Below are 21,828 nucleotides of genomic sequence, written 5' to 3'. Positions count from 1 at the left end.
CCTTTCAGGGTATCCGCTGCCATCGCTAAGCTATCGGTAGCAATCGAACAGCGATGAGGGAGCGCCGATGGACATCGCCCGCGTGCAGGCCTCGCTGCGTCTGATGGCACGCGGCCTGGAGGAGCTGGCCGCCGCCCTGGGCGACGAGGAACTGGGCGAGGCCGAGCGCACGGCCCGGGTCATCGCGGAGTGGGGCCGCCGCGGTCTCACCCAGAAGGAGGCGTCGGCGCTGTTCCAGCGGCACGGCTTCGCCCCCCAGACCACGGGCGGCTGGGCCCGCGGCGACTGGGTGGAGCTCGGCGACGACGGCCTGCGCTACCTCACCGCCAAATCGCACGCCTGGCTGGAGGAACGATCATGACCTTCTCGGTACGCATCGCCGTACGCGGCTACGAGCTCGACACCCAGGGCCACCTCAACAACGTGGTCTACCACCAGTACGGCGACCACGCCCGCTGGGAGTGCCTGCGCGCGGCCGGCATCTCGACCGACGACCTGCGGGAGGCCGGCGTCGGTCCGGTGACGCTGGAGAACACCATCCGCTTCCACCGCGAGCTGCGCGCCGGCGACGAGGTTGAGGTGACCTGCGCGTTCGAGTGGGGCGAAGGGAAGACGTTCCGGATCAGGCAGGAGTTCAGGGGCGCGGACGGCGAGCTGGCCGCCGAGCTGACCGGCGTCGGCGGCCTGATGGACCTGCGGGCCCGCCGCCTGCTCCCCGACCCGGGCACGCACTGGCGGGCGCTCGCGCGAACGCCCGCCGTGCTGGGCCTGTAGCGGCTACTTCTTGCTCTTGTCGGCGGCGGCGCTGGAGTCGGTGGACAGCGCGGCGACGAAGGCCTCCTGGGGCACCTCGACGCGGCCGACCATCTTCATCCGCTTCTTGCCTTCCTTCTGCTTCTCCAGCAGCTTGCGCTTACGGGAGATGTCACCGCCGTAACACTTGGCCAGGACGTCCTTGCGGATGGCCCTGATGTTCTCGCGGGCGATGACCCGGGCGCCGATGGCGGCCTGGATCGGCACCTCGAACTGCTGCCGCGGGATCAGCTCGCGCAGCTTCTTGGCCATGTCGACGCCGTAGGAGTAGGCCTTGTCCTTGTGGACGATCGCGCTGAAGGCGTCGACGGCCTCACCCTGCAGCAGGATGTCGACCTTGACCAGCTCGGCCTCCTGCTCGCCGGCGGGCTCGTAGTCGAGCGAGGCGTAGCCGCGGGTGCGCGACTTGAGCTGGTCGAAGAAGTCGAAGATGATCTCGCCGAGCGGCAGCGTGTAGCGGATCTCGACGCGGTCCTCGGACAGGTAGTCCATGCCGAGGAGCTGGCCGCGCCGCCCCTGGCAGATCTCCATGATGGCGCCGATGAACTCGGCCGGCGCCAGGATCGTGGACTTGGTGACCGGCTCGAAGACCTGCGCGATCTTGCCGCCCGTCGGGAACTCGGACGGGTTGGTGACCGTGAGCTCCTTGCCGTCCTCCATGACCACGCGGTAGACCACGTTGGGCGCGGTGGAGATCAGCGACAGGCCGAACTCGCGCTCCAGCCGCTCGCGCACGATCTCCATGTGCAGCAGGCCGAGGAAGCCGACGCGGAAGCCGAAGCCGAGCGCGGCCGAGGTCTCCGGCTCGTAGATCAGCGCGGCGTCGTTGAGCTGGAGCTTGTCGAGCGCCTCGCGCAGCTCGGGGTACTCGTCGCCGTCGATCGGGTAGAGCCCGGAGAACACCATCGGCTTGGGGTGCTCGTAGCCGGCCAGCATCTCCTTGGCGGGCTTGACCGAGGAGGTGACGGTGTCACCCACGCGCGACTGGCGCACGTCCTTCACGCCGGTGATCAGGTAGCCCACCTCGCCGACGCCGAGGCCGCGCTCGGCGGGCTTGGGCTCGGGCGAGATGACGCCGATCTCCAGCGTCTCGTGCGTGGCGTTGGTGGACATCATGAGGATGCGCTCGCGCTTGCTCAGATGGCCGTCGATGACCCTGACGTACGTCACGACGCCGCGGTAGGTGTCGTAGACGGAGTCGAAGATCAGCGCCCGCGCGGCGGCGTCGGCCTGGCCCACGGGCGCCGGGACGGTCGCCACCACGTGGTCGAGCAGCTCGCGCACGCCCACGCCGGTCTTGCCCGACACCTTGAGCACGTCGGAGGGGTCGCAGCCGATCAGGCCGGCCAGCTCCTCGGCGAACTTCTCCGGCTGGGCCGCGGGCAGGTCGATCTTGTTGAGCACCGGGATGATGTGCAGGTCGGCGTTCATGGCCAGGTAGAGGTTGGCCAGGGTCTGCGCCTCGATGCCCTGCGCGGCGTCGACCAGCAGGATCGCGCCCTCGCACGCCTGCAGCGACCGGGACACCTCGTAGGTGAAGTCGACGTGCCCGGGGGTGTCGATCATGTTGAGGACGTGGCCGTCCCAGGGCAGCCGCACGGCCTGCGACTTGATCGTGATGCCGCGTTCGCGCTCGATGTCCATCCGGTCGAGGTACTGGGCGCGCATGGAGCGGTCGTCGACCACGCCGGTGATCTGCAGCATCCGGTCGGCAAGGGTCGATTTGCCATGGTCGATGTGCGCGATGATGCAGAAGTTGCGGATCAACGCGGGGTCGGTCTGGCCAGGCTGAGTGCGCACCGAAGTCCGTTTCGACAGGGTTGAGGTCAAGCGTCTTTCATGGTGACATGCCCAGATGATTATCCGGACCGTCGTCCGCCGCGGCCTGCGCCTGGTCGCGCTGGCCTTGGCCGTCGTGGTGGCGCTGGCCGGCCTGCTCGCCGTCGCGCTCCGTCTCCAGTTTACCGGTGCCCCGGCGGCCTGGGCGAAGAGCACCGGCAACGACGCCCTCTGGCTCGGCCACGCCTGGGTCGACGGCCGCCGTACGGAGCGGGACATGGAACAACTCGCCGTCCGTCTGCGCACCACCGGAATCAAGGACGTGTACGTCCATTCCGGCCCGTTCGAGTGGGACGGCCGCCTTGATCCCGCCAAGTACCCCAAAGCCGCAGATTTCGTGACCTGGATGCATCGGCACCTGCCCGGCGTCCGCGTCTCCGCCTGGCTGGGCCAGTCCGTCAAGAACGGCCTCGACCTCGACGACGCCCGGTCCCGGGCGAACGTCCTGGCCGGCGTGGCCGCCGTCATGAAGGCGGGCTACGACGGCGTCCACTACAACTTCGAGCCGATCGGCGACGGCGACAAGGAGTTCCTCGACCTGCTGGACCGGACGAGGACGCACACGAAGCTGCTGTCCACCTCGACCCCGCAGATCGAGCCCTATCCCCTCATGCGCCCGGCGGGCAGGCTCGTCCTGGGCCACGACAAATACTGGTCGCAGGGCTACTTCCGGGAGGTCGTGAACCGGGTGGACCAGGTCGCGATCATGACGTACGACTCGGGGGCGCCCGCCCAGTCCCTCTACGGCGGCTACGTGGCCAGGCAGGCCACGCTCGCCCTCGACCTCGTCCCGGAGGGCAAGTCCCTGTTCGTCGGCGCCCCCGCCTACCACGACCACGGCCTGCCCTGGCTGGACGCCGCCGAGAGCGTGGCGATGGCCGCCGAGGGCGCCCGGCTGGCCCTGTCCGATCATGGCCGCCGCGAACGCTTCGGCCTGGCCCTGTACGTCGACTTCGCCGCCACCGAAGAGGACTGGACGGAGTACATGACCCGCTGGCTGGCCTAAACTGAGAACACCCGGGGCGTTGATTTGAGCAGCCACCTGGGTTATTGGTACCCTGTTCACTTGCGTGTGGCGCGCCCTCTCATCGAGCCCGCGCGCCCCATCCATCCTTAGACTTTCACCGAGGCTTCTTCGTGGCGAACATCAAGTCCCAGATCAAGCGCAACAAGCAGAACGAGAAGGCGCGTCTGCGCAACAAGGCGGTCAAGTCCTCTCTGAAGACGGCCGTCCGCAAGTTCCGCGAGGCCGCCGAGCAGGGCGACGTCGAGCAGGCCGCGGCGCTGCAGCGCGTCGCCGCCCGCCAGCTCGACAAGGCCGTCAGCAAGGGCGTCATCCACAAGAACCAGGCCGCCAACCGCAAGTCGGCGATCGCCAAGCAGGCTGCCGCGCTGGCTGCCAAGTAAGCTCCTGCCGCCCGGACACCCGGGCGAGCGCTGACGCCGCACTCCTTCTCGGGGTGCGGCGTTCTTGGTTTTGTGCACTTTCTGTCACAGTTTCGATATCACATCGGCATCGCCGCGGGGTATCGGCTGAGCATCCCTTAACAAGATCACCTTGCCTCCCGTCCGCCCTCTCCGTGAGGGTTCACCTAAACGGACGAAGGGGGACACATGCGGGGGCCGTTGGTCGTCAAACGGGCGTTCAGCGAGCCTTTGCTCCTCCTGGCCGCGTTCGGCTCGATCCTGCTCGCCACCACCACGCTGGTGGCGCTCACCATGTACGCCTCCTCCATCGCCGACGCCGGCGTGCGCAGGACGATGGAGACCGCCTCCCTGCGCCAGACGTCCGCGACGATCAGCGCGCCGGTCACGGACAAGACGTTCCCCGTCTACGACCGGGCGGTGCGCGCCGAGCTGGCCAAGGCGTACACCAAGGCGCCGGCGCTCACCACGAGCTTCCGCTCCGACTCCTACGCCATGCCCGGCCAGGAGCAGCAGGAGCGGCCCGAGCTGCTCAGGTTCGGCAGCTACGACGGCCTCGACCAGCACGCCAAGCTCGTCTCCGGCGCCTGGCCCAAGGCCGCCGACGGCCGGGTGGAGGCGGCGGTCTCGCTGTCGGCGGCCTCGGCGGCCGGGTTCAAGGTCGGCCAGGAGCTGACCACCGTGGGGCGGTTGTCGCCGGAGCCCGTCCAGGTGCGCATCACCGGCGTGTTCCAGCTCGACGACCCCTTCGGCGAGCGCTGGACCGGGGAGACACTGCTCAGCAGGGGCGTCGAACGCGGCGACTTCACCACGTACGGGCCGCTGATGGTCTCGCGCGAGACGTTCATCGGCCGCTTCGCCACCAACGTGAACGCCACCTGGACCGCCGAGCCCGACCTGCGCTCGCTGACGCCGGCCCAGCTGCGCCCGCTGGCCGCGGCGGTCGGCGAGGTGGGCGCGCACCTGAAGGCCGGCGACTGCCCGAGCTGCGTGACCACCAGCCGCCTGCCCGAGATGCTCACCCAGCTCGACACCGCCTCCCTGGTCGCCCGCTCGACCATGCTCATCCCGGTGCTGCAACTGCTGCTGCTGGCGGCGTACGCGCTGATGCTCACCGCGCGGCTGCTGGCCGACCACCGGCGCATGGAGGTGGCGTTGCTGCGCTCGCGCGGCGCGGGCACGCTGCGGCTGGCCGCGCTGGCCGGGGGCGAGGCGATGCTGGTCGCGCTCCCGTGCGCGATCGTCGCGCCGTTGCTCGGGCCGCCGCTGCTCGGGCTGGTGAGCCGGCTGCCCTGGATCAAGGCGTCGGGCGTGCGGCTCGACCCCTCGGTCGGCCTGGGCACGTTCCTGGTGTCGGTGGCCGTGGCCGTGGCCTCCGCGGTGCTGCTGGTGCTGCCCGCGCTGGCGGGCGCGCGGCGCACGTACGTGGAGGAGCAGTCGGCGCGCGGGCGCGGCGGCGGGCGCGGGCTGATCCAGCGCGCGGGCGCCGACGTCGCGCTGCTGGTCGTGGCCGGCCTCGCGATCTGGCAGCTCCAGCACTACGGCGCGCCGGTCACCACGACCGCGGGCGGCGGGCTCGGCATCGACCCGCTGATCATCTCCGGTCCCGCGCTGGCCCTGCTCACCGGCGGCATGCTCGGCCTGCGGCTGGTCCCGCGCATCTCCGCGGTGGCCGAGCGGATCACCTCCAGGCGCCCGTCCCTCGCCCCGGCGCTCGGCGCGTGGCAGGTCAGCAGGCGCCCGCTCAAGTACGCCGGCCCCGCGCTGCTGCTCACCATGGCCATCGCCATCGGCATCGTGTCCATGGCCACCGCCGCCACCTGGCGTGGTTCCCAGCTCGACCAGGCCCGCCACCAGGCCGGCGCCGACCTGCGCCTGTCCGGCCCGCCGGACGCCCCGGAGCTCGGCCCGCTGGGCCGCGGCACGGCGTTCACCGCCCTGCCCGGCGTGACCGCCGCCTCGCCCGTCTTCCGCGGCCAGACCGAGGTCAGCAGCGAGAACGCCATCCTCATCGGGATCGACGCGGCCAAGCTCGGCACGCTGTTCCAGCTCCGTCCCGACCTGGCCGACCGGCCCATCGCGGAGATCTCCCGGGCGCTGACCGGGCCGCAGGCGGGCAAACTGGACCTGCCGGGACAGCCGGCCGCGCTCACCCTGCGCGCCACGGCCGACGACGACCTGCCGGTTCGGCTGGTCCTGTCCGACGCGCTCGGGGTGTGGCGCGACGTGTCGCTGGGCGTGCTGAAGAAGGGCGAGAACACCCTCGACGTGGACCTCGCGGCGCTGGCGGGACGGAGCGGGAAGATCACGTACCCGCTGTCGTTGCGCGGGCTGGTCGTGAGCGCGCCGGCCTCCGGCAGCGGGAGTCTGACGGTGACCGGGATCAGCGCCGACGGGCGGCCGGTGACCGCGCCCGCCGTGTCGGTGAAGGCGGCCGGGCGGCAGCCCGCGACGGCCGTCTTCGGGTCGCCGCCGGTTCAGGGGCCGCTGCCCGTGGTGCTCACCGCCGGCCTGTCCGAGTCGCTCAAGCTGGGCGTCGGCCAGGTGGGACGGGCCAGCATCGACCGCAGGGTCATGGACGTCAAGGTCGTGGCCGTCGTGGAGACGATGCCGACGACGACCGCCGGGCAACACGCCGTACTGGCCGACTGGGGGACGATGCAGGCACAGGATCTGGCGGCGGCGCAACTGCCCAGGCCCGCCACCGAGTGGTGGCTCGCCACCCCGGACGGCCGGGCGGCGGCGGCGCTCACCAGCCGCCCCGCATGGGACGTCACCGCGATCGACCAGCGCGCCCTGGCCGCCAAGATGCAGGACGACCCGCTGGCCAGCGGCCTCCAGGGCGCGCTGATGCTGGGCTTCCTCGCGGCGCTGGTGTTCGCGGCGCTCGGCTTCCTGGTCAACGCGGCGGTCGCGGCCCGCGAGCGGATGAACGAGTTCGCGATCCTGCGGGCGCTCGGCGTGAACTCCCGGCAGATGTTCGGGATGCTGGCGATCGAGCAGACGTTCGTGATCGCGCTGTCACTGGCGGCCGGGACCGGGCTGGCCGTGGTCGTGGGCATGCTCGTGGTGCCGCACATCGTGCTGACCGGGCAGGCGTCGGCGGTCACCCCCGGCGTGGTGCTCGACATTCCGTGGGGCGCCACGGGCGCCATGCTCGCCGGAGTGGCCGCTGTGCTGCTCGCCATCGTCGCCGGACTGGCGCGCAACCTGCGCAGGCAGGGTCTCGGCATTCGGGAGGAACAGTGAGGATCCCTCTGCTGGCCCGCACGCACCTGGGCGCGGTGGCCGTGCTCTTCGTGCTGACGCTGAGCGCCTGCCTGCTCGTCGCGGGGCTGCCCAGGGCGATGCAGTCGTCGTTCGACCAGGCGCTGCGCGAGGCGCTCAGGACCGCGCCCGCCGAGCAGGCCGACCTGACCGTGACCGTCGGGTCGATGTCGAAGGAAGAGGACCTGCACGAGCGCGAGCAGTTCGAGTCCAGGGACCGGCGCTGGCGTCAGCTCCTGCCCCCGGCGCTGCGGCCGCTGGTGGTGCCCGCCGGCACGGGCGACAGCCACATGAGCGCCAAGACCGAGGTCACCCCGATCCACGGCTCGGGCGGCACCATGTTCATGAACCTCGGCTGGCTGTCCGACGCCGACCGGCGGGTGGACTGGGTCCAGGGCCAGGCGCCGGGCAAGCCCTCGACCATGCGCTTCGAGGGCGAGACGATCCCGCTCATCGAGGTGGGCCTGGTCGAGTCCGCGCTGACCGCGATGGACCTGAAGATCGGCCAGGTCAAGGTGCTCGGCGAGAGCCACTACGTGGCGGTGAAGCTGGTCGGCGCGTTCAGGGCCAAGAAGGCCGACGACCGCTACTGGAGCCACAACAGCGACATCCTGACCGTCACCAGGATGTTGCCGCCGGGCAAGCTGGAGTTCGAGAAGCACATCACGACGATCATGTCCGACGACGGGCTGACCGCGCTCAGCGGCGACGGGCGCAACCTGTCCTACTACTGGGTGCTCCCCATCGCCCCGGACAAGGCCGACGCGCTGGCCGCGACCGACGTCCAGGCGGCACTCAGCGAGTTCGAGCGGGTGATCGGGTTGCAGGCGTCGGGCTCGTACAGCCCGTACCGGGTGCTGACCGCGCTGGCCAAGCTGCTGACGGACTTCCTGGCCGCCCAGTCCACCGCGCAGACCGTGATGTACCTGGTGCTCGGCGGGCTGCTGCTGGTCGCGGTCGGCGTGATCGTGCTGGCGGTGCAGCTGCTCTCCGGCCGGCTCGACCAGACGCTGGCGCTGACGCGGGCGCGTGGCGGGTCGCTCGTGCAGGTGGCGGGCACCGGCGCGGCGCTGACCGCGCTCGCCGTCGTGCCCTCCGGGCTCGCCGGGTACGCGCTGTCCTGGTTCGTCCCCGGGCCCGTGCTGCCGATCGTGCACGTCGGGCCGCTGCTGGTGGTGCTGGCCGCCGTCGGGTTCACCGCCGCCGGGCTGGCGGTCACCCACCGGGTGCCGCTGCACGAGCAGCGCGCGGACGTCAGCACCGCCCGCCCGTCCGCGCGCCGGCTCACGCTGGAGGTGCTGGTCGTGGTGCTCGCGCTGGCCGGGGCGTACCTGCTGCGCACCCGCGGGCTGGCCGCCTCGGCCGGGTTCGACCCGTTCCTGCTGGTGGTGCCGATCGCGCTGACGCTCGCCGCTGCGGTGATCATCCTGCGCTGCTACCCGTACCCGTTGCGGCTGCTCGTCCGGCTGACCGCGCGGCGGCCCGGTGCCGTGCCGTTCCTGGGGTTGACCAGGGCGGCCAGGGCGCGCTCCGCGTCGGTGCTGCCGGTGCTGATCCTGCTGCCCGCGCTCGGCGTGTCGGTCTTCGCCGCGGTGATCTCCGACGGCCTGGTGAGCACGCAGCGGCTGGCGTCCTGGCAGCAGGTGGGCGCGCCGGTCAGGATCACGTCCCGGGTCGAGATCCCGGCCGACGTGATCGAGCGGGTGCGCAAGGTCGCCGGCGTCGAGCAGGTCGTGCTCGCGCAGACCGGCCGGGTCCAGGTCGGGTACGGCGCCGAACGCGCCGAGGCCATCGCCGTGGACCTGCCCGAGTGGCGGCGGCTGCTGGCGGGGGCGCCGATCGGCGTGCCCGCCGGGAGCGGCGCCTTCGTCTCGCCCGACCTCAAGGGGCGGGGCACGTACGAGATCGGCTGGCAGTCGCGGCTCAAGGTCCCCGAGGGCGGTGTGATCACCTCCGTGCCCGGCTTCTACAACCAGGGCAAGTTCATGATCCTGCCGATGGACTCGCTCGTGCGGCCCGCCGTGAACACCCTGCTCATCCGCGGCAACCCCGCGCTCGACCAGCTGCGCCCGCTGGTCCCGCTCAGCACCGTGGAGTCCCAGTCGCTGGCCCTGGCCGCCATCCAGGACGACCCGCTGACCAGCACCGTGCGCACCACGCTGGTCGTGGTCACGGTGTCGCTGGCCGCGTACGCGCTGGTCGCCGTCATCCTCTCGCTGGTGATCGGCGCGGCCGACCGGGCCAGGGCGCTGTCGTTCCTGCGCACGCTGGGTCTGTCGGACCGGCAGGCGCAGCGGCTCACCGTCCTGGAGATCATGCCGATGATCCTGCTGACCGCCCTGGCCGGCCTGCTGCTCGGCCTCGGGCTGCCCGCGGCGCTCGGGCCCGGCGTCGACCTGTCCTCCTACGCCGGCGACCTGCCCGTCGGCGACTACTCCCTAGACCTGATCACGCCGACCGCGCTGGCGGCCGGGCTGGCCGTCGTGGCCGTGCTCGGCGCGTACACGCACACCGCCATCAGCCGCCGTCGCAGCCTCGGCGCCGTCCTTCGAGTGGGGGACCTCACATGAACCCGACCCTGTCAGAGCTGGAAGCCAAGGCCACGCGGGAGAAGACCGCGTTCGGCGCCGACGCGCACATCGTCTGCGACAACCTGGTGCGCATCTACAAGACCGAGGGCGTCGAGGTCGTCGCCCTGCAGGGCCTCGACCTGGTGATCGACAAGGGCGAGCTGGTGGCCATCGTCGGCGCGTCCGGGTCGGGCAAGTCCACGCTGCTCAACGTGCTGTCGGGGCTCGACGTGCCGACCGCGGGGGTGGCCAGGGTCGCGGGCACCGACCTGCTGGCGATGACCGCCAAGGACCGGCTGCGCTATCGGCGGTCCGTGGTGGGCTTCATCTGGCAGCAGACCGCGCGCAACCTGCTGCCGTACCTGACCGCCAGGGAGAACGTCGAGCTGCCCATGAAGCTGGCCGGCGGCGGCCGGGCGCGCCGCGCCCGCGCCGGCGAGCTGCTGGAGCTCCTCGGCGTCGGCTACTGCGCCGACCGCCGCACGCCCGAGATGTCGGGCGGCGAGCAGCAGCGGGTCGCCATCGCCGTCGCCCTGGCCAACGAGCCGCAGCTCATCCTGGCCGACGAGCCCACCGGCGAGCTGGACAGCGAGACGTCCGAGCAGGTCTTCGACTCCCTGCGCAAGGCGAACCGGGAGCTCGGCGTGACCGTGGTCATCGTGACCCACGACCCGCTGGTGTCGGAGCAGGTGGACCGCACCGTGGGCATCCGCGACGGACGTACCAGCAGCGAGACGCTGCGGCGCGAGGGCGCCGAGGGGCAGATCGTCGCCGAGGAGTACGCCGTGCTGGACCGGGTGGGCCGCCTGCAGCTCCCCCGCGACTTCATGAACGCCCTGGACATGGAACGCCGGGTGCGCCTCGAACTCGAATCCGACCACATCGGCGTCTGGCCCGCCCGAGAGGAGCCCTCCCATGAGCAATGAGCCCCTGGTCGTGGTGGAGGGGGTCCGCAAGGTCTACCGGAGCGGCCCCAAGGAGGTCGTCGCGCTGCGCGAGGTGTCCTTCGAGGTGTTCCCCGGCGAGCTGGTGGCGGTCCGCGGACGTTCGGGGTCGGGCAAGACCACGCTGCTCAACCAGATCGGCGGCCTGGACCGTCCGGACGCCGGACGGGTCGTCGTCGCCGGGCACGAGGTCACGTCCATGTCCGAGGACGCCCTGCTGGCGCTGCGCCGGGACGTGGTGGGCTTCGTGTTCCAGTCGTTCGGGCTGATCCCCGTGCTGTCGGCGGCCGAGAACGTGGGGGTGCCGATGCGGCTGGCCCGCGTGCCGTCCGCCGAGCGGGAGGAGCGGGTCCGGCTGCTGCTGGCGCTGGTGGGGCTGGACAAGCACATGAACCAGCGGCCGTACGAGCTGTCGGGCGGGCAGCGGCAGCGGGTGGCGATCGCCCGCTCCCTGGGCAACCGGCCCAAGCTGCTGGTGGCCGACGAGCCGACGGGGCAGCTCGACTCGCAGACCGGGCGGCAGATCATGGAGCTGTTGCGCGCGCTGGTGCGCAGCGAGGGGGTGACGGCGCTGGTCGCCACGCACGACCCCAACCTGATCACGCTGGCGGACCGGGTGCTGGAGATCAGCGACGGCGTCGTCCGGGAACCCTCCCTCACCTGACCCGCCCCTCCTCTGCCCGCTCCGCCCGCTCACCGGCGGGCGGAGCGGGCGCGGGCCTGGGCGAGCGCGCCACGGCGGCGAGGTTGGCGACGGCGACCACCACCCCGCCGGTGACCATCAGCACCCCCATCCCGGTCACGCCCGCCAGCGGCGCCGCGACGGCCAGCCCCACCGGCCGCGCCGCGAACGAGATGAACTGGTCGAACGAACGCACCCGGCCCAACGCCCCCTCCGGGATCTCCTCGGCCACCACCGTCTCCCACAACGGGCTGAGCACCCCGAGCCCCACCATGGCCACGAAGTACGCCACCGCGACCACCACGGCCGACAGCCCGAACCCCACCGCCACCGGCAACGCCACCATCGGCAGCAGATAGAGCGCGGCCCCCACCTGAACGGCGACCAGCGGCCTGCGCACCGGCAACCGCGGCGCGACCAGCACCCCCGCCAGCAGCCCGACCGTGCCGCTCTGCACGATGATCATCCAACCGGTCTCGCCTCCCAGCCGCTGCACGGCCGCCACCGGCCCCAGGGTGAGGAACAACCCGGCCATGAAGTGCCACACGCCGTGCGACAGCACACAGGCCAGGAACCACGGCCGCCTCCTGACCTCCCCGAACCCCTCGGCCAGCTCCCGCCCGAACCCGACCCCCCACCGCCGACCGGCCTCCCCGCCGGGGACCGCCTTCGGCTCTTCCGCGACCTTCTCGCGCCCTGCGCCCCCGGCAGCCGTACGGACCCCGCCGAGGGTCAGCGCCGAGCACGCGAACAACGTCGCCGTGACCCCCGCGGCCCACCCGGGCCCGGCGGCCAGCGTGAGCGTCCCCGCGAGCGCCGGGCCCAGGACGGCCGACACGCTGGTCACCACCCCGATCCTGGCGTTCACCCGCAACCGGTCCGGCCCCGGCACCACCGCCACCACCAGCCGCGGCACGGCCGGACTCCCGAACGCGATCGCCGCCCCCGAGACCGCCGACAACACGGCGAGGTCGGGAATCCGGGCCACCCCGGCCAGCAGCTCGACCGCCATGAGCCCCTGGGCCAGGCATCGTGTGAGGTCGGCGAGCAGCACGACCCGTCCGGGCCGGACGCGGTCGGCCAGCACGCCGCCGACCGGCAGCAACAACAACAACGGCACCATCTCGCAGGCCAGCACCAGCCCCAGCGCCTCCCCCGACCCCGTGGCGCGCAGCACGGCCAGGGTCAGCGTGGTGGGGATCATGGCTGTGGCCAGCGCGGACATGCAGCGTCCGGCCAGCAGCCGGTTCCTGGGCCCGGCGAACAACGAAGACGACATGACCAGGAAGGTATTTCGTCAGCGAATGATTCGTCAACAAATTACTTGTTGGCGTATGATTCTGTGCCGTGGAGGACTCCGTCGATCGTCATCTGGCCCGCTGGCGCGGCAAGGCGCCCTTCGACGAGCGGGTGGAGGGCATCGTGACCCGCATGCAGTCGCTGGTGAAACACCTCGGCCACGCCAAGGCGGCCGCGCTGGCCCAGACCGGCGTCCAGGACTTCGAGTTCCAGACGCTCCACCGGCTCGCCGCCCACAACGGCACCGCCACCCCGACCGAGCTGGCCGCCGAGCTGCTGCTCTCCCCCGCCGGCATGACGGGCCGCCTCGACACGCTGGAGAAGGCAGGTCTGGTACGCCGCGTCCGCAGCACCGAGGACCGCCGTCGCGTGGACATCGAGCTCACACCCAAGGGGCACGACCTCTGGATGGAGGCCATGGCCGTCCTGGCCGTGCTGGAGACGGCCATGGTGAACGCCCTCTCCCCCGACGACCAGGACACCCTGGACAACCTGCTCAAACAGCTCCTGCTCTACGTGGAGACGAACCCCCATCAATTGCATTGAGGCGGGCGGGCGTCCGGTGATACCCATGCTGGGATGACACTTCCGACCTCGGAGCCCACATGGCCGTGACGCCGTTCCGCATAGAGGTTCCCGACGACGTACTCGACGACCTGCGCACCCGTCTCCGCAACGCCAGATTCACCCGCTCGCTGGACCACCGCCCCTGGGAAGGCGGAACCGACCCCGCCTACCTGCGGGAACTGGTGACATACTGGGCCGACGGCTTCGACTTCCGCGCCCAGGAAGCCCGCCTCAACGAGCTGGACCACTGCAAAGCCCCCGTCCGGGGACGAGACCTCCACTTCGTCCGCCTCCCCGGCACCGGCCGCGCGCCGCTGCCCATCCTGCTCTGCCACGGCTGGCCGAGCAGCTTCATGGAGATGCTTCCCCTGGCGGCCCGCCTGGCCGACCCCGCCCGGTACGGCGGCGACCCCGGCGACTCCTTCGACGTCGTGATCCCGTCGATGCCCGGCTTCCTCTACTCCGACCTGCCGGACGAGCCCCTCACCCGGCCCGCGATGGCCCGCATGCTGCACCTGCTGATGACCGAGGTCCTGGGCCACGAACGCTACGGGGCCTTCGGCGGCGACATCGGCGGCGCGGCCGTCGGCTGGCTCGGCGCCCTCTATCCGGACCAAGTGACCGGAATCCACCTCATCCACCCGCCCGCCCCCGCGTCCCTGGACGTCCCGCCGCTGACCCCCGACGAACAGGCGTTCCTGGACGCCGAGGCGGCCTACGACGAGCGCGACGGCGGCTACAGCGAGATCATGCTGACCCGTCCGGACACGATCGCCGCCGCCCTGCTCGACTCACCGGCCGGACTGGCCGCGTGGATCGTGGACAAGCTGCGCGCCTGGAGCGACTGCGACGGTGACCTGGAGTCCCGGTTCGACCGCGACACCCTGCTCACCATGCTGACCCTCTACTGGGCCACCGGCTCGATCGGCACCTCGTTCAAGTCGTACTACGACTGGCCGAGCAACCCGCCCCGGCCGCCGATCACCGTGCCGTCCGCCGTGACCCTCAGCCACGAGCCCTCCGTGGCGAGCCTTCCCCGCAGCTTCGCCGAACGCGCCCTGACCGACCTGCGCCACTGGAACACCCCGGCCCGGGGCGGCCACTTCATGGCCCTGGAGGAACCGGCCCAGCTGGCGACCGACATCACCACGTTCTTCCGCGCCCTACGCCTCGCCTGAGGAACGCCGCCGCCGCGCGGGTGTTCGCTACCGGCCCGTACGGCTGGCGACGATCACCTGCACGGCATGCTCCAGGGCGTAGGCCGTGTCCGCGCCGCCGCCCTTGACCTGCTCGTCCGCGGTGGCCACCGCCTGGATCGCCCGGGACAGCCCCTCCGGCCCCCAGCCGTTCAGCTGGCGCTTGACCCGGTCGACCTTCCAGGGCGGCATCCCCACATGGGCGGCGAGCTGCCCCCCGCGCAGGTTGCGCGGGGCACTCCCCACCTTGGCCAGCGACCTCAGCCCGCCGGCCAGCGCACTCACCAGCAGCACCGGGGCGACGCCGGTGCTCAGAGCCCAGCGCAACTGCTCCAGAGCCTCGGCCAGGCGGCCCTCGATCGCCGAGTCGGCCACGTTGAAGCCGGTGACCTCGGCCCGGCCCTTGTGATAGCGCGCCACGGCCGCCGCGCTGATCGTCTTGTCCTCGGTGTCGAACGCGAGCTGGCTGCACGCCGCCGCCAGCTCCCGCAGGTCGTTGCCCACCGCGTCGAGCAACGCCTGGGCCGCGTCACCCGCGATGTTCCGCCCGGCCCGCTTGACCTCTCCCTTGATGAACTCCAGCCGCTCGCCGGGCTTGGTGACCTTGTTGATCGTCACCACCTGGGCCCCGGCCTTCTTCACCCCGTCGACCAGCGCCTTCCCCTTCACCCCACCCGGGTGCGCCAGCACGAGAACCGTGTCGTCGGAGGGCTGCTTCGTGTACGACACCACCTCGGTGATGACGTCCTTCGGCAGGTCTTGCGCCGAGCGGATGACGACCACCGAGCGGTCACCGAAGAGCGAGGGCGAGGTCAGCTGGGTCAGCTCGCCGGTGGCGACCTTTCCGCCGACGAGATCATGCACCTCGGCCCCGGGATCGCCGGCCCGCGCCGCCGCGACGACGGCGCCCACCGCCCGCTCGGCAAGCAGCTCCTCGTCGCCGAGGACCAGGGTGACTAGTGCTGGATCGGTTCCCGCCATGTCAGGCAGCATGCCATGCGGCACCGACAACCTGGTACTCGACCGTTGCAGTTCGTGTCACGAACGACTATAGTTCGGGGCGCGAACTACATTTGGTCGGAGTCATGGTGAGTCGTACGGTTGTGATGATCGTGGGGGGCGCGGCGGCCCGGCGGTCCCACGGAGGTCGGCCGCCGAGATCGCGATGCGCGAGGGCCCGTCCGGCAATCGCTTCGCCGAGCAGTCGGTCTGTCGGTGCCCCGGTTGGCTCTGGGCACGATGATTTTCGGGGCGGAGACGTCCGAATCGGACAGTCACGCGATCATGGATCCGCACACGAGCATGGCATCGACTCCTTCGACACCGCCGACGTCTATGCCGACGGCCGCACCGGGCAGATCATCGGCCGCCGGTTCACCCAAGGGGACGGCAGGCGCGACAGTGCCGCAAGCACCCCCGACCAGGCTGGACGAGTTGTTCCGCCGCCTGGCCCCACGGCTCCAAACCCCCACCAGAAGCGTAAGCCTGGTGACCTCCTCTTTTTTCTCCGTGTGACGTATGAAAGGCAATACTGTGTCTGCATCTGATGTGATGTTCGGCTTCGGCGCGCATTCCGGTTTCGAGGACCTGCCCGAGCTGTTGCGCATGGTTCAGCAGGCCGACCGGGACGGGCTCGATCTCTTCTCGCTGTCCGACCATCCCTATCTCGGCGAGCGCCTGGACGCCTACGCCACGATCGGCTTCCTGCTGGGCGGCACGCGGCACATCGCCGGTCTGGCCAATGTCACCAACCTGCCGACCAGGCCCGCCCCCATGCTGGCCAGGACGGTGACGTCGCTGTCGGCGCTGTCGAACGGCCGCGTCGTGCTCGGCATGGGCGCGGGCGGGCTGTGGGACCGCATCGCCGACATGGGCGTGCCCCGGCAGACCCCAGGCGACGCCGTGGACGCCTTCGAGGAGGCGATCGTGCTGATCCGGAAGCTGTCGGGCGGCGGCGCGCCGGTCACCCACGAGGGGCGCCACTACCGGGTGCGCGGGATCGAGCCCGCCCCCGTGGCCGCGCCCCCGGTATGGACCGGCTCGAACGGGCCCAAATCCCTGGCCGCCACGGGCAGGGTGGCCGACGGCTGGATCCCCGGCCACGCGGCCGACTGGCGCAGCGAGCGGTATCGCGCCTCGCGGCCCATCATCGACGAGGCGGCCGCCGCGGTGGGCCGCGACCCACGCGAGATCCGTACGATCTACAACTTCCCGGGCCGCATCACCGACCGCCCGCTGCCCGCCACCCGCGACCACGACGGACGCTGGATCGGCGGCTCGGTCGGGCAGTGGGTCGAGGAGCTGACCGAAGCGGTGCTGGAGCACGACGCCTCGGGTTTCGTCCTCTTCTCCGCCGGCCACGGCGCCACCGACCTCACCACGCTGGCCCGCTGGGCCCAGGAGATCGTGCCGTCCGTCCGCGAGGCGATCGCGAAGTAGCACGACGTGCCGTCCGCCTGCACGCGGCCGCTCTAATCCACGGACTTGCCGAGGGAACGGAGCTCGCGCTGCAGATCCCGCCAGTGGCCAGGCAGTCTCGCGTCGATCAGGGTGATGCCCTCGCCGGTGTCGACGAGATAGCAGGCCACGACGTCATTGCCGAGGCGGTGCAGATGAGGCGCCAGTTTCATGGAACTTCTTCCGGGAGGACTGGGCTGAGGACGGAGACTGACGGCGCGGCCCTCGGCCCGCGGCCTGACGGTGAAGGCCGCACTCGGCGGGCGAGGCCGCAGCCTGACGGCGAGAACCGCGGCCCGACTGCGGGGGCCGCAGTCGGAGGGTGAGGGGCGCGGACTGAGGGCGAGGGGCGCGGCCGTGATTGCTAGCCCGCCAGGCCGTGCAGTGCGGTGATGACGCCGCGGCCGACGGGGGTGGTGAAGTCACGCACCATGCTGGTGACGAAGCTCGCCACGGACGTCACCGTGCCCCCTGCCGCTTCGATCTGGCGGAAGGCCGCGCTCTCCGTGCGCTCCGACATGCCGCCGCTCGCGTCAACCAGCACGATCACGTCGTAGCCGTCAGCCAGGGCGTCGAGCGCGGTGTGCAGGACGACGATCTCCGAGGTCACACCGCAGACGGCCAGCGTCTTGCGGCCCTCGGCGGCGATCGCCTCGCGCCATGCCTGGTCGTCCCAGCAGCACGGTCCGCCGCGCACGAAGGGGGACGCCTCGGGAAGTTCGGCGATGACACCGGGCCCACCGGGCCTGGGGGCGACCGACACGGTGAAGGGGATGTCCAGCGCCTGCGCGACCCCGGCGAGCACGCCAGCCGACCGCCTGATGACGTCGGGGCTGTTCGTCCTGCTCAAGGCGACGATGCTGTCCTGGAGGTCTGCGAAGACGATCTGCACGGTACGGGAATCGATCACTATTCTCTCCTAAAATCGTTCACAAGCTGAATGATAAAAGAACAGTAGCATGCCGCGCATGAACGATGCCAAGTGAATCTGCCCCCGTTTTCGGCTCAGCGGGCCGACTCGCGACGCCCTGCCCGCACACCTCGACCCATCCGGGCACCCTCGAACGGCTCCACGCCCCGACCGGCCGTGGGCCGCCGCGCCGCAAGGCCCGCCCGTGCCACCGCCGCCGACCCCGCCCCTCAGTGGCCATGGCCTCCCGAAAGCCAGGCCCTGGGCGGACGCCGGCGGCCCTGGCCTCCCAAAAAGCGGCCGCCGCAGAGGACCGCGTTTTTCACGGTGGCTGATGGTCACACCTGCCCCTGACCTCTGCAAGCAGCGCAAACACTGCCGAGAGGGTGGGGAGCGGACCGCCGGCGACTATCCACGCCGGCGGCAAGCCGATCTCTCGGCAGGAACGCTGCATCAACCGCACAGAGGATCTGCGGGGCCGGCCTTCTGATGCGACAGAACACCCAGCAGCCGTTCGAGCGGCCCACGTCGGCGGGGAGCCCTTACTGCCCCGGGCTCCTCCGACCGGCACAGAGCCCCTCACTGGGCATGAAGAGACACCGTCCCTCGCCCCACTGACATCCCCGTCGGAAGACCGGCTCGCCACCAGGCGCGAACGGTCACCCGCCCCAAGAACCGCTGACATCCCCGTCCAGGGGATCAGCTCCCCCATCGGACGTGAAGGGGCACCGGCCCGAGCCCCACCGTCACCCCCGTCCGGAAGACCGGCTTGCCACCAGGTGTGAGACGTCACCAGCCCATGACCCGCTCATACCTCGACCACGGCTCCGGTGGCCAGTTCCTGATCCGTTCGTGCGACCCCACTAGTGCCAGTCGTCTGCTCCCCTCCGCTTCGGTGGGCCTGGGTCGCGCTCGTTCGGTGTCGGATCACTCATGGCCCACGGGGGACTACGGCCAGGCTGCCCTCGTGTTCGACGACTGCCAGGTCACCCGATCGATCGGTGCGGTAGATGGCGGCGCCGAGGCGGTGGAGGAGGGCGAGGGTCGATGTGGCCGGGTGGCCGTAGTCGTTGCCGGCGCCCACGCTGATGAGGGCGGCCCGTGCACCCAGCGAGCCGAGGAAGGCCGGGGACTGGCGATTCGAGCCGTGGTGCGGGGTCTTGAGGATGTCGGCACGCAGGGCGAGGTGGCGTGCGAGATCGTCCTGGGCCTCGGTCTCCAGGTCTCCGGCGAGCAGGGCGGAACCGGCGCGCCAGCGTACGTGGATGACGACGCTGGAGTTGTTGATCACGCTGCCTTCGCCTTGGCCGTTGCTCCCGCCTGACGTCGGGTCAGGGGCGACGACGGTGAGCTCGGACGGGCCGAACCGCCATCGCGTGCCAGGTTCCGCGTTCCCTTCGGGAATCCGGTGTCGAGCCAGTACGGCCGAGATCCGCGCGCTGGACTGCACCGCCGTCGGCCGAGGGCTGACGATCACGGCCCCCACGCGTCGACTCCTGAGCACGCCTGGCAGGCCGTCCACGTGGTCGGCGTGCGGGTGGGTCAGGACGAGCAGGGGAACGTCCTCGACGCCGAGCCTGCGCAGGCATCGATCCATGACGACCGGGTCCGGGCCGGTGTCCACGACCACACCTCGTCCAGGTCCGGCCGCCACCACCAGCCCGTCGCCCTGCCCCACGTCGCACATCACCATCAACCAGCCCTTGGGCGGCCAAGCTCCCGCCAGCGGACGGATCACCAGCACGGCGATCAGAGCGGCCCCTGCCGTCAGCAGCGCCATCGTCCGCCAGCGGCGGTGCCTGAGTACCGGGATCGCGACGGCCACGGCGAGGGCGAGGAGCCCCAGACCGGGGAGGCCGCCCGGCCAGGGCAGGGTGGCGAGAGGGACGTTCACGGCCCAGCGAGCCACGGTGACGATCCAGCCCACCGCGTAACCGGCCGGGATGACCAGCATGCCGGCGGCGTCCGGCCAGATCGGGGCCACCAGGGCGGCGGCGAAACCGAGCAGGGTCGCGGGAGCCACGGCGGGAGCCACGAGCAGGTTGGCGGGCACCGCCACCAGCGTCAACTGACCCGACATGAGCACCAGGACGGGCGTCACGGCCGCTTGCGCGGCAGCCGACACGGCCAGCGCCTCCGCCAGCCATCTCGGCAAGCGGCGCATCCTTGCGACGGCACGTCGTCGTCCGGTGGGCGCGTCTTCGAAGGGAGAGGTCGCGCGGCAGTCGCCGGCCTCTTTAGATGCACTTGCCGCACGCCCCTGTACGTTGCCGCGTTCCCTTCCCTTCTCCGGTTTCCGGTCTGTCGTCGTGGTCGCTTCGGTGGCGTCGCGGTCGCCGGTCTCCGTCGGTGGTGGAGTGGAGAGTTTGTCGCGCCAGCGTGGTGCGAGGAGGAGGATGCCGGCGGTGGCCGCGACCGAGAGGGCGAAGCCGTACGAACGTGCCAGTTCCGGCGCGAACAGAACCAGCAAGAGGACGGTTGCCGAGAGGGCGGCGAGGCCGTCCTTCGCCCGCCCGGTACCCATGGCGAGGGCGGCGGCCAGACCCATCAGCAGGGCACGCAGAACGCTCGGGGACGGCCTGGCCACCACGGTGAACGCGAGCATCGCGACAGCCGCGAAGACGGCTCTCAGCGGCAGGGAGAGGCCGACCAGGCGGGAGAGTGCCAGGGCGGCGCCTGCGACGACGGCGAGGTTCGCGCCGCTTACGGCGTTCAGGTGGCTCAGGCCCGCCTCTTTGAGGTCGGCGGCCACCTGAGGGTCGATGCGGGAGACGTCTCCGACGACCAGGCCGGGCAGGAGGCCGCGCTGGTCGGGCGGGAGAGGATCGGCGGCTGTCCGGAGGCCGGTTCTGAGGGTGCCTGCCATGGTCTGCATGGACGAAGGCGGTGTCAGGATGCGGGGCTCGCCTCGTACCAGGAGGATGGCTGCCACCAGGTCGCCGGGCGTTGGTTGCGCCAGGCGACCGGTGACCTGGAGGCGTTGGCTCGGCAGCAGGCTGCTCCAGACGTTGCCGCCGGCGAACACCGTGATGGGGACGTCGACGGCCTGGCGTTCCGGTGGCGGAGATGCCTGCGCCACACCTCCGTCACTGCCTCCAGGGACGTCGGGACGGTTCCCCTCAGGGCCATCAGTAGTGGATCTGCCTCTCTGCCGCGCAGCCGACTCGATGATCTTGAGGGTGGCCGGGATCACGTAGCTGTCCTGGTTGAAGTGGCCGCTTCTGCGTGGCCTGCGCTTCGGGTCGTCGGACAGGACGATCTGAGCGGTCACGTTCGCGTTCCTGGCGGCGAGTTCAGCCACTGGGCCGGTGGTCAACGCCTGGACGCGGAAGGCGACAGACGCGGAGGCCGCCGCCGCGCAGATGAGGGTCGCGAGCACCACGTTCCGCCAAGCCCCCAAGAAGGGCGAAGGCCGACCGGGAGGGATCCGTCCTGAGGGAGGGGGCGACGAACGGTGGGGCCTGAACGGCAGGAGCAGTGGGAGGGCGGACAGAACGGATCCGAACGACGCAGGCAGGAACCTGCCGATCAGCGAACCGACGAGGGGCCAGCGGGTGAACGGTGAGCGGGTGCGCCAGATCAGGACGCCTGCGGCCAGGGCGGTGATGGCGGCCGTCGTCATACCCACAATGGGCGATTGGCCGAGCATGATCAGGGCGCTCGCCCAAGCGGACAGCGCCGGGAGGACCAGTGTCCAGGAGCGCTTGTGCTCGCCGCCGTCTGCGGTGGCCAGGCGCAGAGGGTCGGTGGCGGCAGGGCGCGGAGGATCGGTGGCGGCGATACTCAGAGGGGCGGTGGCAACGGGGCGCATGGGGCTGGCAGAAGGGCCAGGGGCCGAGGGGTCGTTGAAGGACGGCAT

General features: G+C 71.2%; 17 protein-coding genes. 11 read left to right on the top strand and 6 right to left on the bottom strand.

From position 1 onward, the window contains the following. Positions 1-67: 67 nt before the first annotated feature. Together ACFYUV_RS27130 and ACFYUV_RS27125 are read left to right on the top strand one after the other, a co-directional pair. Entirely contained in the window at positions 68-361 is a 294-nt protein-coding gene (locus ACFYUV_RS27130; RefSeq protein ID WP_364343244.1) for a hypothetical protein, read from the top strand. Continuing rightward, positions 358-774, top strand: coding sequence for an acyl-CoA thioesterase (locus tag ACFYUV_RS27125; RefSeq protein WP_387672431.1), 417 nt, complete (start codon positions 358-360; stop codon positions 772-774). The genes ACFYUV_RS27130 and ACFYUV_RS27125 overlap by 4 nt, the downstream gene beginning before the upstream one ends. A gap of 3 nt (positions 775-777) precedes the next feature. On the opposite strand, the gene lepA is transcribed toward ACFYUV_RS27125, so the two are convergent. Further along, on the bottom strand, positions 778-2,613 hold the full coding sequence (gene lepA / locus ACFYUV_RS27120; protein ID WP_387672428.1) for a translation elongation factor 4: 1,836 nt from the start codon (positions 2,611-2,613) through the stop codon (positions 778-780). 55 nt (positions 2,614-2,668) lie between these two features. On the opposite strand from lepA, the gene ACFYUV_RS27115 reads away from it, so the two are divergent. The 6 genes from ACFYUV_RS27115 (at position 2,669) to ACFYUV_RS27090 (ending at position 11,522) form a co-directional block, all read left to right on the top strand. Beyond that, on the top strand, positions 2,669-3,658 hold the full coding sequence (locus tag ACFYUV_RS27115) for a hypothetical protein (RefSeq protein ID WP_387672425.1): 990 nt from the start codon (positions 2,669-2,671) through the stop codon (positions 3,656-3,658). 131 nt (positions 3,659-3,789) lie between these two features. Then, positions 3,790-4,059, top strand: coding sequence for a 30S ribosomal protein S20 (rpsT, locus tag ACFYUV_RS27110; RefSeq protein ID WP_106235424.1), 270 nt, complete (start codon positions 3,790-3,792; stop codon positions 4,057-4,059). 207 nt (positions 4,060-4,266) lie between these two features. Then, positions 4,267-7,326, top strand: a complete 3,060-nt coding sequence (locus ACFYUV_RS27105; RefSeq protein ID WP_387672422.1) for an ABC transporter permease — start codon at positions 4,267-4,269, stop codon at positions 7,324-7,326. Further along, entirely contained in the window at positions 7,323-9,914 is a 2,592-nt protein-coding gene (locus ACFYUV_RS27100) for an FtsX-like permease family protein (RefSeq protein WP_387672419.1), read from the top strand. The genes ACFYUV_RS27105 and ACFYUV_RS27100 overlap by 4 nt, the downstream gene beginning before the upstream one ends. Then, on the top strand, positions 9,911-10,840 hold the full coding sequence (locus ACFYUV_RS27095) for an ABC transporter ATP-binding protein (protein ID WP_352352447.1): 930 nt from the start codon (positions 9,911-9,913) through the stop codon (positions 10,838-10,840). The genes ACFYUV_RS27100 and ACFYUV_RS27095 overlap by 4 nt, the downstream gene beginning before the upstream one ends. Next, on the top strand, positions 10,830-11,522 hold the full coding sequence (locus ACFYUV_RS27090; RefSeq protein WP_358291996.1) for an ABC transporter ATP-binding protein: 693 nt from the start codon (positions 10,830-10,832) through the stop codon (positions 11,520-11,522). Before ACFYUV_RS27095 ends, ACFYUV_RS27090 begins: the two co-directional genes overlap by 11 nt. Here ACFYUV_RS27090 and ACFYUV_RS27085 read toward each other — a convergent pair. Next, entirely contained in the window at positions 11,515-12,819 is a 1,305-nt protein-coding gene (locus tag ACFYUV_RS27085) for an MFS transporter (protein ID WP_387672415.1), read from the bottom strand. The genes ACFYUV_RS27090 and ACFYUV_RS27085 overlap by 8 nt on opposite strands. A gap of 68 nt (positions 12,820-12,887) precedes the next feature. On the opposite strand from ACFYUV_RS27085, the gene ACFYUV_RS27080 reads away from it, so the two are divergent. Beyond that, positions 12,888-13,385 (top strand): MarR family winged helix-turn-helix transcriptional regulator, encoded by a 498-nt coding sequence (locus ACFYUV_RS27080; RefSeq protein WP_387672412.1) that lies wholly within the window; start codon positions 12,888-12,890, stop codon positions 13,383-13,385. A gap of 59 nt (positions 13,386-13,444) precedes the next feature. Further along, positions 13,445-14,584: an epoxide hydrolase family protein gene (locus ACFYUV_RS27075; protein WP_387672410.1), complete on the top strand. Its 1,140-nt coding sequence runs from the start codon at positions 13,445-13,447 to the stop codon at positions 14,582-14,584. Positions 14,585-14,611: 27 nt separating this feature from the next. Here the strand turns inward: ACFYUV_RS27075 and holA are convergent, their stop codons facing one another. Further along, complete coding sequence (gene holA / locus ACFYUV_RS27070; protein ID WP_387672407.1) at positions 14,612-15,583, bottom strand: DNA polymerase III subunit delta; 972 nt, start codon at positions 15,581-15,583, stop codon at positions 14,612-14,614. Positions 15,584-16,135: 552 nt separating this feature from the next. Here holA and ACFYUV_RS27065 point away from each other — a divergent pair. After that, a complete protein-coding gene (locus tag ACFYUV_RS27065) occupies positions 16,136-17,041 on the top strand; it encodes an LLM class flavin-dependent oxidoreductase (RefSeq protein ID WP_387672404.1) in 906 nt (301 codons plus the stop codon). 32 nt (positions 17,042-17,073) lie between these two features. On the opposite strand, the gene ACFYUV_RS27060 is transcribed toward ACFYUV_RS27065, so the two are convergent. The 3 genes from ACFYUV_RS27060 to ACFYUV_RS27050 form a co-directional block, all read right to left on the bottom strand. Beyond that, positions 17,074-17,232: a hypothetical protein gene (locus ACFYUV_RS27060; RefSeq protein ID WP_387672402.1), complete on the bottom strand. Its 159-nt coding sequence runs from the start codon at positions 17,230-17,232 to the stop codon at positions 17,074-17,076. 191 nt (positions 17,233-17,423) lie between these two features. Next, on the bottom strand, positions 17,424-17,969 hold the full coding sequence (locus ACFYUV_RS27055) for an isochorismatase family protein (RefSeq protein WP_387672399.1): 546 nt from the start codon (positions 17,967-17,969) through the stop codon (positions 17,424-17,426). Between the two features lie 931 nt (positions 17,970-18,900). Continuing rightward, positions 18,901-21,828 (bottom strand): ComEC/Rec2 family competence protein, encoded by a 2,928-nt coding sequence (locus tag ACFYUV_RS27050; RefSeq protein WP_387672397.1) that lies wholly within the window; start codon positions 21,826-21,828, stop codon positions 18,901-18,903.

Origin of the sequence: Nonomuraea sp. NPDC003560, assembly GCF_042878785.1 — a bacterium.
Classification (GTDB): domain Bacteria; phylum Actinomycetota; class Actinomycetes; order Streptosporangiales; family Streptosporangiaceae; genus Nonomuraea.
Note: the sequence above shows the minus strand (reverse complement) of the source record. Positions and strands in the feature narration are given on the sequence as shown.